Source organism: Salinivibrio sp. AR640, assembly GCF_001995405.1.
Lineage (GTDB): Bacteria > Pseudomonadota > Gammaproteobacteria > Enterobacterales > Vibrionaceae > Salinivibrio > Salinivibrio costicola.
The window spans coordinates 1-12,963 of sequence record NZ_MUFD01000015.1; the positions used below are offsets into that span (position 1 = coordinate 1).

Annotated in this window: 11 protein-coding genes and 2 tRNA genes; all 13 read right to left on the minus strand. The window is 49.9% G+C overall.

Going from position 1 to position 12,963, the window contains the following annotated elements; all coding sequences use genetic code 11:
- Positions 1-199 precede the first annotated feature (199 nt).
- Complete coding sequence (rpsO, locus tag BZG75_RS08935; RefSeq protein ID WP_077576765.1) at positions 200-469, minus strand: 30S ribosomal protein S15; 270 nt, start codon at positions 467-469, stop codon at positions 200-202.
- Positions 470-624: 155 nt separating this feature from the next.
- Positions 625-1,581 (minus strand): tRNA pseudouridine(55) synthase TruB, encoded by a 957-nt coding sequence (gene truB, locus BZG75_RS08940; protein WP_077461712.1) that lies wholly within the window; start codon positions 1,579-1,581, stop codon positions 625-627.
- Positions 1,582-1,584: 3 nt separating this feature from the next.
- Complete coding sequence (gene rbfA, locus BZG75_RS08945) at positions 1,585-1,977, minus strand: 30S ribosome-binding factor RbfA (protein WP_077576766.1); 393 nt, start codon at positions 1,975-1,977, stop codon at positions 1,585-1,587.
- A gap of 86 nt (positions 1,978-2,063) precedes the next feature.
- The gene (gene infB / locus BZG75_RS08950; protein WP_077576767.1) at positions 2,064-4,781 is read right to left on the minus strand and encodes a translation initiation factor IF-2; all 2,718 of its coding nucleotides are present in this window, start codon (positions 4,779-4,781) and stop codon (positions 2,064-2,066) included.
- A gap of 21 nt (positions 4,782-4,802) precedes the next feature.
- On the minus strand, positions 4,803-6,290 hold the full coding sequence (gene nusA, locus BZG75_RS08955) for a transcription termination factor NusA (protein WP_077461715.1): 1,488 nt from the start codon (positions 6,288-6,290) through the stop codon (positions 4,803-4,805).
- A gap of 21 nt (positions 6,291-6,311) precedes the next feature.
- Complete coding sequence (gene rimP, locus BZG75_RS08960) at positions 6,312-6,767, minus strand: ribosome maturation factor RimP (protein WP_021023286.1); 456 nt, start codon at positions 6,765-6,767, stop codon at positions 6,312-6,314.
- Positions 6,768-7,145: 378 nt separating this feature from the next.
- Positions 7,146-7,222, minus strand: a tRNA-Met gene (locus BZG75_RS08965).
- A gap of 64 nt (positions 7,223-7,286) precedes the next feature.
- Positions 7,287-7,373, minus strand: a tRNA-Leu gene (locus BZG75_RS08970).
- Between the two features lie 7 nt (positions 7,374-7,380).
- Entirely contained in the window at positions 7,381-7,719 is a 339-nt protein-coding gene (secG, locus tag BZG75_RS08975; protein ID WP_021023287.1) for a preprotein translocase subunit SecG, read from the minus strand.
- 176 nt (positions 7,720-7,895) lie between these two features.
- The gene (glmM, locus tag BZG75_RS08980; RefSeq protein WP_077576768.1) at positions 7,896-9,233 is read right to left on the minus strand and encodes a phosphoglucosamine mutase; all 1,338 of its coding nucleotides are present in this window, start codon (positions 9,231-9,233) and stop codon (positions 7,896-7,898) included.
- 5 nt (positions 9,234-9,238) lie between these two features.
- Positions 9,239-10,084 (minus strand): dihydropteroate synthase, encoded by an 846-nt coding sequence (gene folP, locus BZG75_RS08985; protein ID WP_077576769.1) that lies wholly within the window; start codon positions 10,082-10,084, stop codon positions 9,239-9,241.
- A 62-nt stretch (positions 10,085-10,146) separates the two neighbouring features.
- Positions 10,147-12,096 (minus strand): ATP-dependent zinc metalloprotease FtsH, encoded by a 1,950-nt coding sequence (ftsH, locus tag BZG75_RS08990; RefSeq protein WP_077576770.1) that lies wholly within the window; start codon positions 12,094-12,096, stop codon positions 10,147-10,149.
- Between the two features lie 51 nt (positions 12,097-12,147).
- On the minus strand, positions 12,148-12,777 hold the full coding sequence (rlmE, locus tag BZG75_RS08995) for a 23S rRNA (uridine(2552)-2'-O)-methyltransferase RlmE (protein WP_077461719.1): 630 nt from the start codon (positions 12,775-12,777) through the stop codon (positions 12,148-12,150).
- Positions 12,778-12,963 lie beyond the last annotated feature (186 nt).

Consider the following 12,963-nt stretch of genomic DNA (forward strand, 5'->3'; position numbering starts at 1 on the left):
AATATTATAAATTTAAGGTGATTGTGGTATCCGCGTAAAAGGACGCCTGCTCTAAAGCTGATATTGACAATGAAGTAGATAGGTGTGGGTGTGGGTGTGGGTGTGGGTGTGGGTGTGGGTAGAATACTAGGGAAGTGAGAGAAAACCAGAGAGAGTAAAAAAAAGAAAAGGGAGCCTGAGCTCCCTTTTCTCCAGAATCTTAGCGACGGATGCCTAGACGCTTGATAACGTCCAAGTAACGGTCAACACTGTTCTTTTTCAGGTAGTCCAGCAGCTTACGACGACGTGAAACCATGCGTAGCAGGCCACGGCGGCTGTGGTGGTCACCTTTGTGCTCAGAGAAGTGCGATTGCAGATCGTTGATTGATGCGGTCAACAGGGCGATTTGAACTTCCGGTGAACCCGTGTCGTTCTCAGTTTTACCAAAATCAGCAACGATTTGTGCTTTTGCTTCTGCAGTCAGAGACATAATGCTCTCCTAATAAGAGTGTGTGATTATCATGCACCAGCCAATCTCTGATTCAGCCGGTGCCCGAAGGCGCGTATTCTACTGACTTTCGTCTAAGGTAGCAATCTATCCACGCCGCTTTTTCCGTTAAACACGTGCAAATGGCAGCGTGTTTTTTAGCCTGCTTCCGGCTGGCGACTGGCCACTAAACGACGTGGCGCAACCAAGCCATCAGCGTCAATTTCACCGACACCAATAAAGTGACGTTCCTCGCCCGCGGTTAAGCGAACAAAGCCACTGGTAGGTGCATTGGGCACCTGTACCGCTTGTCCTTGTAAGGCATAGCTGGCCATTACCGGCAACAAGTTGATTTCTCGCAAGTCTTGTACCGCGGTATCAAGTGGAAGTAACAAAGGATCCAGCAACTGCTTAGGTTGGATCTCTTGTTCTCTGGCTTCATTCAACAAGCTTTCGAGCTGCTCTAATGTCACCATCTGGCGCGTCGGATAGCCAGAAACACCCGTGCGACGCAGTGCGGTGACGTGGGCACCACAGCCTAGCATTTCTCCAAGATCATCGACGATGGTTCGAATGTAAGTGCCTTTAGAACAATGGACTTCCATCTCAATCTCATCACCTTCAAAGCGCAACAATTCAATTTGATGAACATGAATCGTACGCGCTTCACGCGGTACTTCAATACCTTGACGCGCATATTCATACAAAGGCTTACCTTGATATTTGAGCGCAGAGAACATCGATGGGATCTGCTGAGTTTCACCACGGAACTTAGCAATACAGCGCTCCAGCAATCCTAAATTGACTTTTACATCGCGGGTTTCTACCACTTCACCATCGGCGTCTGAGGTATTGGTGCGCTGACCCAATTTTGCCACCACCCGATAACGTTTGTCGGCATCCAGCAAAAACTGAGAGAACTTGGTCGCTTCACCTAGGCAAATTGGCAACATGCCCGTTGCAAGCGGATCCAAGGCTCCAGTGTGTCCTGCTTTCTCGGCAAAAAAGATACGTTTTACTTTCTGCAGAGCATCATTAGAGGTTATGCCCGTGGGTTTATCGAGTAGGATAATCCCATCAACGGGGCGACCTCGACGACGTTGACGACGCGCCATCTTTTATTCCTCACCTTTGTCATCATCATCACGGCGCTCATTATCACTGCGCACCGCTTTGCTCACCAGGTTCGAGATACGAATACCTTCAGTCAGCGACTCATCAAATACAAACGTCAACTCTGGGGTCACACGCAAACGAATCGCCTTTCCGACCAAAGAGCGGATATAACCACTTGCTTCATTGAGGGCTTTGAGGCTTTCTGTCGGTGCTTGTTCGTCAACGGTTAAAAAGGTGACGAAGACTTTGGCGTAAGCAAGGTCACGCGAGATTTGGACGTCAGAGACGGTCACCATACCGATACGTGGATCTTTCACTTCACGCTGCAGGATCAGTGCAATTTCTTTTTGCAACTGATGGGCGACGCGGTCCGTCCGGCTAAAATCTTTACCCATTTTCTTTTCTCTCAATAAAATGGGGGTAAGCGCATGCGCCTCCCCCCACGGTGTATCCAAACAACCTGGTTGATTTATACGCTTAATTAGTCAATTGAGCGCTGAATTTCAACCGTTTCAAAGACTTCGATTTGGTCACCAACGCGAACATCATTGTAGTTCTTCACGCCAATACCACACTCGTAGCCTTTCTTCACTTCGTTCACATCATCTTTAAAGCGACGCAGCGATTCCAGCTCCCCTTCGTAGATAACCACGTTATCACGCAGAACACGAATTGGGTTGTTACGCTTAATCAAGCCTTCAGACACCTGACACCCGGCAATTGCGCCCAGTTTTGGTGACTTAAAGACATCGCGAACTTCTGCCAAACCAATGATTTCTTGTTTGAACTCAGGCGCAAGCATACCGCTCATCGCTTGTTTCACTTCATCAATCATGGTGTAGATAACAGAATAGTAGCGAAGATCTAAGCTTTCATTCTCGATAGTCTTACGTGCGGTCGCATCGGCACGCACGTTAAAGCCACAAATGATCGCGTTCGATGCCGCTGCCAGTACCGCGTCGGTTTCAGTAATACCGCCCACGCCGGAACCAACAATCTTCACTTTGACTTCGTCAGTTGACAGTTTAACCAGTGAATCGGCAATTGCCTCAATCGAACCTTGTACATCGGCTTTCAGAACGATGTTGAGCTCAGAGACTTCACCTTCTTCCATGTTCGAGAACATGTTTTCCAGTTTGGCTTTTTGCTGACGCGCCAGTTTCACATCACGGAATTTACCTTGACGATAAAGTGCCACTTCACGGGCTTTCTTCTCGTCACGTACAACCGTAGCTTCATCACCGGCGGCAGGGACACCTGACAGACCTAAGATCTCAACCGGAATGGATGGACCAGCATGTTCGATGTCTTGGCCGTTCTCATCACGCATCGCACGAACACGACCGTATTCAAGGCCACAAAGTACAATATCGCCTTTATTCAAGGTACCTTCTTGAACCAAGACAGTCGCAACAGGACCACGGCCTTTATCCAGACGAGATTCAACCACAACGCCACGCGCCATGCCTTTCTCAACCGCTTTCAGCTCAAGGACTTCTGATTGCAACAAGATGGACTCGAGCAAGGTATCAATGTTTTCACCCTGTTTCGCAGAGACGTGAACAAAGATGTTCTCACCGCCCCACTCTTCTGGGATAACATCATACTGCGCGAGCTCATTCTTGACGCTGTCAGGGTTAGCACCTTCTTTGTCCATCTTGTTGACGGCAACAATCAAAGGTACACCCGCGGCTTTGGCGTGTTGAATCGCTTCTTTGGTTTGTGGCATCACACCATCATCGGCCGCAACCACCAACACAACGATATCCGTCGCACCCGCACCACGTGCACGCATCGCGGTAAACGCTGCGTGTCCTGGCGTATCCAGGAAGGTGATCATGCCGTTATCAGTTTGTACATGGTACGCACCGATATGCTGAGTAATACCGCCAGCTTCACCCGTTGCAACGTGTGCTTTACGGATGTAGTCGAGCAAGGATGTCTTACCGTGGTCAACGTGACCCATGATAGTGACAACCGGTGCACGCGGTGCCATAGGTGCATCGTTATCACGATCAGAGAGTACGGCCTCTTCCAGCTCATTCTCTTTGCGCAGGATAACTTTGTGACCCATTTCTTCCGCAACAAGCTGTGCGGTTTCTTGGTCAATCACCTGGTTAATGGTCGCCATTGCACCCATTTTCATCATGGTTTTAATGACTTCTGCACCTTTCACCGCCATTTTATTCGCGAGCTCAGCAACCGTAATGGTTTCACCGATCTCGACTTCGCGGTTGACTTTCTGGGCAGGTTTTTTAAAGCCATGCTGCATCGAAGACGGCTTAGCCATACGGCCTTTGCCTTTACCACCTTTGCCTCGACGGCCGCGGGGGTTTTTGTCTTCTGTTGCAGTGGCTTTTTTCTTTTTCTTACGACGCGGCGCGGCTGTTTCTTCGCGGCGATCCGCTTCGTCTTCCGCTTCGCGGGCATATTCGGAGGTAACCGTATGGTGGTCAGCCGCCTCCATGGTACTTAGCGCTTTGTCTTGATCTGACCAGCGCTCTTGGTTTGCTTCTGCCATTTTGCGTGCCTCTTCTAACTGCCGCTGACTTTCTTCTTCAGCTTTACGCTTGGCTTCCTCTTCCTGGCGACGCTTAAGTTCATCAGCTTCTTTCTTCGCTTGCGCATCAGCAGCACGAGTGGCAGCAGTATCCGCTGCGTCGTCTTCAGGCTGCTCAGATTTTGGTTGCGCTTGCGGCTTGGCTTCACGCTTAGCTTTTTCTTCAGCTTCGCGTTTGGCTTTCTCTTGTGCTTCACGCTTGGCTTTTTCTTCGGCCTCACGTTTCGCTTTCTCTTCTGCTTCGCGTTTTGCTTGCTCTTCCGCTTCTAGACGCGCTTTTTCTTCGGCTTCGCGTTGGGCTTGCTCTTCCGCTTCTTGCGCTGACTTTTGGTCTTCAAGCTCGCTACGCTTCACATAAGTGCGCTTTTTACGCACTTCGACTTGGACATCTTTGTTTTTTCCGCCAGCCCCTGACACGCTCAGTGTGCTACGTTTCTTGCGCTGAAGCGTCAGACGCGTCGGAGCATTGCCGTTGTCACCATGCTCACGCTTTAAATGCGTCAACAAAGCTTGTTTTTCATCTTGGCTTACCTGATCGTCCGCCGATTTTTGCATACCAGCTTCTTTAAACTGCTTCAGCAGACGATCAACCGGCGTATCAATTTCCTTCGCCAGTGTATGTACTGTAACCTCTGACATTCTGCTCCTCCTTTGCCGTCTTTACGCTTCGTCGCTGAACCAGCAGATATTACGCGCTGCCATAATAAGCTCGCCCGCACTGGTTTCGTCCAATCCATCAATATCTAACAGATCGTCAGTGCCTTGATCAGCAAGATCTTCCAGCGTCTTCACGCCTTTCGCGGCCAGTTTAAAGGCCATCTCACGAGAAAGGCTGTCTAATGCCAGCAGATCTTCGGCAGGTTCAGCGTCTCCCAGCGATTCTTCTTGTGCGAGCGCGATGGTGGTCAACGCTTCTTTCGCACGTGCGCGCAAAATGTCGACAGTATCTTCGTCTAAGCCGTCAATTTCGAGCATTTCGCTGGTTGGCACATAGGCCACTTCTTCAAGGGTGGTGAAACCTTCTTCCACCAAGGTTTGTGCAAAGTCTTCGTCAATATCGAGATATTTAACAAACAGCTCTAACGAAGCTTGTGCTTCTTCTTGGTGTTTTTTCTGGAGGTCTTCAACCGTCATCACGTTCAGTTCCCAACCGGTCAGTTGAGAGGCCAAACGCACGTTTTGTCCGTTACGCCCAATCGCTTGCGCCAGGTTATCAGCCTCGACGGCAATATCCATGGAGTGAGTATCTTCATCGACGATGATAGAGGCGACGTCTGCAGGCGCCATGGCATTGATCACAAATTGGGCAGGATTATCGTCCCAAAGCACGATGTCAATACGCTCGCCACCCAGTTCAGTTGATACCGCTTGTACACGTGCACCACGCATCCCCACACACGCACCGACGGGATCGATACGTTTGTCGTTGGTTTTCACAGCAATTTTAGCGCGTGAAGCAGGATCGCGGGCAGCGCCCATCAGCTCAATCATCTCTTCGCCAATTTCTGGCACTTCGATGCGGAATAGCTCACTGAGCATTTCTGGCTTGGAGCGCGTCATGAACAATTGGAAGCCTCGCGCTTCAGGACGCACAGCATACAACAGACCACGTACTCGGTCGCCAGGACGGAAGTTTTCACGAGGGAGTTGATCATCACGTTGGATAACCGCTTCCGCGTTGTTTCCTAAGTCGACAATGATAACATCGCGATTGACTTTTTTGACCACACCGGTGACAAGCTCACCTTCGTTGTCCATGAACTGCTCAACCACTTGTGCACGCTCAGCTTCACGCACTTTTTGTACGATCACTTGCTTAGCGGTTTGGGTGGTAATGCGGTCGAAGACAACCGATTCAATTTGATCTTCTACAAACCCGCCTAGTTCGAGGGTTTCATCATCATATTGGGCCGCTTCCAACGTGATTTCACGCGTTGGCTGGGTGACTTCATCGACGACAAGCCAACGACGGAAGGTGTCGAATTCACCGGATTTGCGATCAATGGCGACACGCACATCGATTTCGGCCTCGTACTTCTTTTTGGTTGCCGTTGCCAGCGCGGTTTCCAGTGCTTCGAAAATACGCTCTCGTGGAACGGCTTTTTCGTTTGAGACCGCTTCGACAACAGCCAAGATTTCTTTATTCATCTACTAATGCCTCATTTACTCTTAAAATGAAGGAACCAGGTTTGCTTTGGCGATGTTACTCAAGGCAAACGCCTCATCTTGGCCGTCCACGCGAACCGTGATGGTATCGCCATCGACAGAAAGGATTTCGCCTTTCCACTTACGGCGGTTTTGCATAGCCATTTTCAGCACGATGTTCACTTCATGCCCGATGAATTGCTGATAGTGATCAGCGGTGAACAGTGGACGATCAACACCTGGAGATGACACCTCTAGGTTGTACGCCACTGTGATTGGGTCTTCCACATCCATTACCGCGCTCACTTGACGGCTCACATCGGCACAATCGTCCACCGTGATACCATTTTCATGGTCAATAAAGATACGCAGTGTTGAATGCTGGCCAGCTCGAACAAATTCAAGCCCAACCAACTCATAATCCAACGCCTCAACAGGCGCGGTTAAAAGTTCAGCCAGTTGTTTCTCTAATCCTGTCATTCCAAACCCCAGAAATAAAAAAAGGGCTTAAAAGCCCAGTTACTATCCGAATGGTCTTCTTCAGATAACAAAAAACCCCGAAAATCGGGGTTTAATGTAACTGGACCCTGATGCTATGCCATCAACATAAGTCGTTAGCATAGCCGTTATTGCTGGTGTCGGAATCATCGCAACAATAACGAGAGAGTAACTCTCTACACAAAGGCTTATTGGTCCGCTTCGTGCTGCCCCGAGGGCAAAAAGGCTAGCACGTGGCTAGCCCGGTCAGCGTGGCTTTGACAACAAACGCTGACGCGTTATTCAGTTTAGCCGTTATTTAAACAACAAACTTAAAATTGGTTGCGCGATGCGATTTTTATCGCTTCACCAACCTAAAATTGGTTGCGGGAGACGGATTTGAACCGCCGACCTTCGGGTTATGAGCCCGACGAGCTACCAAACTGCTCCATCCCGCGTCCGATTCGCGATAATTATATCGCTTTTTACAACAAAGGTGCAAGTGATTGCCCTTTGTGAACTTGGTGCCGAGAGCGGGACTTGAACCCGCACGCCTATAAAGGCACTACCCCCTCAAGATAGCGTGTCTACCAATTCCACCACCTCGGCTCAATTTTTACTGAGGGATCTCACTGTTATCAACAGGGATTTCATCCTCTTTTGGCGCAGCTTGCTGTTGTGTAGCAGGCTCGCTTAAATCTTCAAAACCGCTTTTTGCTTTAGGGTCATGCGCTGTCAGGTTACCGAGCACAAGACTCAGTGCGAAGAACGCGATTGCAAAACCGGTTGTCATTCGGGTTAAAAAGTTTCCAGAGCCGCCAGAGCCAAACACGGTGTTTGATGCCCCAGCCCCGAATGAGGCTCCCATATCTGCGCCTTTACCTTGCTGAACCAGAACCAGGCCAATTACACCGATTGCGGCCAACAGATAAATCACAAGTAGAATTTCGTACATGGTTCCACCTATGCTCCAGGTTGTTGAGCCGGCAGTGTTACTTCTCAGCCAGCGCAGCCCCCTTTGTTGGGAGCGGGTGAATACTAGCGAAAGCGCGGTGATGAAACAAGAGAAATTTACAAAAAACCTTGATTTCGACGTCGTTTGCGCAATCTATGACCACCCGCCCTTTATTATTAACAGTTCGCCTTCACCGCCTCTGCGATTTCGAGTGCGTAGGCGTTCACGTTATCGGCATCCGGTCCTTCGACCATCACCCGAATCAAAGGCTCAGTGCCTGATTTGCGCAGCAACACGCGCCCCTGCTCACCCAGTTTATTTTCCACTGCGGCTTTGGCAGCCAGTACGGGCTCACTTTGTAGTGGGTCGACACTGCCACTAAAGCGCACGTTTTCTAGTACTTGTGGCAATAACGTCATGCCATCGCTTAACGCTTTTAAATCCATTCCCGTGGCGGCAACACTGGCCAGTACCTGCAATGCCGCCACAATGCCGTCTCCGGTGGTGACTTTATCCAAGACAATCACATGGCCTGAATTTTCCGCACCAATTCGCCAGCCTTTTTCTTGGAGTAGCTCCATCACATAGCGATCACCGACTTTGGCACGTGCGAATGGGATCCCGAGCGATTGTAATGCCAACTCCATGCCCATGTTGGTCATCAAAGTGCCAACCACGCCGCCTTTCAGCTCACCACGGCGTAAACTTTCGCGCGCGATGATGTAGGCAATTTGGTCGCCATCAATTTTATTGCCAAGATGATCAACCATGATCACACGATCACCGTCACCATCAAAGGCTACCCCAAGGTCTGCTTTTTCTTCCAACACGCGTTGCTGCAGCGCGCGTACATCGGTAGCCCCCACTTCATCATTGATATTGGTGCCGTTAGGGGCACAGCCAATGGTGGTCACCTCCGCACCCAGCTCACGAAATACCGAAGGCGCAATGTGATAGGTGGCACCATGGGCGCAATCAAGGACAATTTTTAACCCACTCAGGCTCAACGCGCTGGGGAAGGTGCCTTTACAGAATTCGATGTAACGCCCGGCCGCGTCGTTAATGCGGCTGGCTTTACCTAACTCCGCCGACTCGACACAAGTCAGTGTTTTTTCGAGTTCCGCTTCAATCGCAAGCTCAGCATCATCGGGAAGTTTGGTGCCCTCGGAGGAGAAGAATTTAATGCCGTTGTCGTAATGCGGGTTATGTGAGGCAGAAATAACGATCCCTGCTTCAGCGCGAAACGTTTGAGTCAGATACGCAATCGCCGGCGTTGGCATAGGGCCAGTGAAGGCAGCTTCTAAGCCTGCTGCGGATAAGCCTGATTCAAGTGCAGACTCAAGCATGTAGCCCGATATTCGAGTATCTTTACCAATCAGCACTTTGCGGGTGCCTTGTTGCGACAAGACGCGCCCGGCGGCCCAACCTAGTTTGAGCATAAACTCTGGGGTGATCGGAAATTCACCCACCTTACCGCGCACACCATCTGTGCCAAAGTATTTACGTTCTGTCATTGTTTTTATTCTCCTGGTGCTTCATTTTCTTGCATCGTCAACGCCACGACCTTGAGCGCATCGGCAGTCTCTTTAACATCGTGAACACGGATAATCTGTGCGCCTTTCACTGCCGCTAACGTGGCACAAGCGATGCTGCCACCTAGCACGTCGTGAGGTGTTTTATCTAGCGCTTTGTAAATCATAGATTTGCGCGACATCCCCGCCAAGATCGGCAGACCAAAGTGATGGAAATGATCTAATTGTGCGAGCAACTGATAGTTGTGTGCCAGGGTTTTACCAAACCCATAGCCCGGATCCAAAATGATATTTTGCCTGATAACGCCAGCATCTAGGCAAGCATCTATTCGCTGGTTTAGAAACTGCATTACGTCTTGGATAACATCCGTGTAGTCGGGTGCCGCTTGCATGGTTCTTGGCTGACCCTGCATGTGCATGATGCACACGGGTACCTGGAGATCGGCAGCGGCAGTCAATGCGCCAGGCTCTCTGAGCGCGCGAACATCATTGATCAGGTTCGCGCCAGCTTCGACAGCGGCGCGCATGACCGCAGCTTTGCTGGTATCAATCGAGATCCAGCAATCCGATCGCTCGCGGATAGCTTTTATCACTGGTACAACACGATTAATTTCGTCTTGCTCTGCCACATCAGCGGCACCAGGACGGGTCGACTCGCCCCCAATATCGATAATCGTCGCGCCATCAGCCAGCATCTGTCGTGCCCGCTCAACGGCTTTGCTTTGTTGTTGAAACAATCCGCCATCAGAGAAAGAGTCCGGCGTGACATTGAGGATCCCCATAACGACGGGGCTATCAAGAGACAGGGTTTTATTCTGGTGTGTTATTTCCATGCGTTTACTTCCAAGCACGATCAAAAAAACCCCGACGTATCGGGGTTTGTATTACTGTTGGTTTACGCTTCAGATTGGTTTTCTGAATCTAACGGCTTTTGTTTTTTATCATCTGATTGTTCATCAGATGCTTTCGTCGCTGATTCATCCGGTTTTTTGGGCGTGTCATCCGATGAAGACCCCCCGTCACCGCCTTCCCAACCTGCAGGCTCGCGAACATCACGACGGGCCATCAAGTCATCGATTTGTGCCGCATCGATGGTCTCGTATTTCATCAACGCATCTTTCATCGAATGCATGATATCGAGATTGTCTTCCAAGATTTGTTTTGCACGGTCGTAATTACTGTCAATGATTTGACGGATTTCTCCATCAATCAAGCGCGCCGTTTCGTCCGAAATATGTTTGGTCTGTGCCATTGAACGGCCAAGGAAAACTTCGCCTTCCTCTTCCGCATAGAGCAATGGACCTAGTTTCTCTGAAAAGCCCCATTGCGTGACCATTTTGCGAGCAATTTCTGTTGCACGTTCAATGTCATTGGATGCCCCGGTCGAGACTTTGTCTTTTCCGTAAATCAGCTCTTCGGCTAAACGACCGCCATAAAGGCTTGAGATCATCGAGTTCAGGTGCTGACGCGACATGCTGATGCGGTCCTGCTCAGGCAGGTACATGGTCACACCCAATGCGCGTCCACGTGGGATGATCGAGACTTTGTAGACAGGATCATGTTCCGGCACTAAACGTCCAACAATGGCATGGCCTGCTTCGTGGTAGGCAGTCGACTCTTTGATTTCTTCTGACATCACCATCGAACGGCGCTCTGCACCCATCATGATTTTGTCTTTAGCCAGTTCAAACTCGACCATGGAGACCACACGCTTGTTACCGCGAGCCGAGAACAATGCTGCCTCGTTGACCAAGTTAGCTAAATCGGCCCCTGAGAACCCTGGGGTACCACGTGCAATAAGCGATGCATCGACATCATTGCCGAGGGGGACTTTGCGCATGTGCACTTTTAGAATATGCTCACGGCCGCGGACATCAGGCAAGCTCACCACGACTTGGCGGTCAAAACGCCCCGGACGTAATAACGCAGGATCCAAGACATCAGGACGGTTCGTCGCGGCGATAACAATCACCCCTTCGTTCCCTTCAAAGCCGTCCATTTCGACCAGCATTTGGTTAAGGGTTTGTTCACGCTCATCGTGACCGCCGCCTAAGCCAGCGCCACGTTGACGACCCACTGCATCGATCTCATCGATAAAGATAATACACGGTGCCGCTTTCTTGGCTTGCTCAAACATATCACGGACACGTGATGCACCCACACCCACGAACATTTCGACGAAATCAGAGCCGGAAATGGTGAAGAAAGGCACTTTCGCTTCACCTGCAATGGCTTTCGCCAGCAAGGTTTTACCCGTACCCGGAGGCCCCACCATCAATACACCGGTTGGAATTTTACCGCCCAGTTTTTGGAATCGGCTTGGATCACGCAGGTAATCCACCAGCTCTTTGACGTCTTCTTTTGCTTCGTCACAACCAGCGACATCGGTGAACGATGTTTTGACCTGCTCTTCGCTCATCATTTTGGCTTTTGATTTACCAAATGACATAGCGCCTTTGCCGCCCCCGCCTTGCATCTGACGCATGAAGAATATCCATACCCCGATAAGCAACAGCATAGGGAACCACGAGATGAAGATAGACGCCAACATGCTTGGCTCTTCTGGTGGTGTCCCTTTGACACTGACATTTTTGTTAAGCAAGTCATCTAACAACTTTGGATCGTTCATAACAGGCATGTAGGTGACATAATTCGAGCCGTCACGTCGGGTGACACTCAGCTCGCGATCGTCAAATTTTACTTCCTGTATTTGATCGTTGCCGATTTCGCGTACGAAAGAGGTATAGTCGACTTGACGACCGGCGTTGTCACCTGGTCCAAAACTTTGGAACACAGACATTAAGACAACGGCGATAACCAGCCACAGAATCAAGTTTTTTGCCATGTCACTCAAGGTGTTAGCCTCGCATAACTGAGATAGATAAATGTAAGGGTACTACAGTTTATAACCTGTAGCCACAATGTAGACCTCTCGCGACCGTGCGCGGGATGAGTCGGGTTTACGAATTTTGACCGCTGTAAACATTTTACGGACTTCGGCCAGATAATGATCAAAGCCTTCTCCTTGAAATACTTTTACCACGAAGCAGCCTTTGGGGCCTAACACTTCCCGGCACATATCCAACGCCAGCTCCACCAAATACATCGCACGCGGTTGGTCTGCCGCCTGGTTGCCACTCATGTTCGGCGCCATGTCAGACATCACCACGTCAACCATGTCAGGTTGTATACGATCAAGAAGGGCATCAAGAACGGTTTGTTCACGAAAATCGCCTTGGAGAAAGCTGACGCCTGGCATCGAATCCATCGGTAAGATGTCGCACGCGATCACTTGGCCTTCATCGCCGACTTGCGTCGCCGCATACTGCGACCATCCGCCAGGCGCGGCCCCTAAATCGACCACTGTCATACCGGGCTTTAAGATGCGATCTTTTTGCTGGATTTCTTCCAGTTTAAAGATAGCGCGTGAGCGGTAACCTTTTTTTTGCGCTTCGTGCACATACTTATCGTCAAAGTGTTCTTTCAACCAACGTCCTGAGCTAGCTGAATGCTTTTTGTTCGCCATGTTGTTCCTAACCAAACCCTATTGTTGGCAACGCATTATCATAAAATTCAATCGATTGCGCACTGAATGTTATTATTAAAGGTAGCTCAAAAGCGGCTATCTAGATAATTCGGTTGCCATGGAGCATCTTTATACTGTTTCAGTTTGTGATGAGATGGCGTTAGAATGGCATGTTTTCAACCCCTA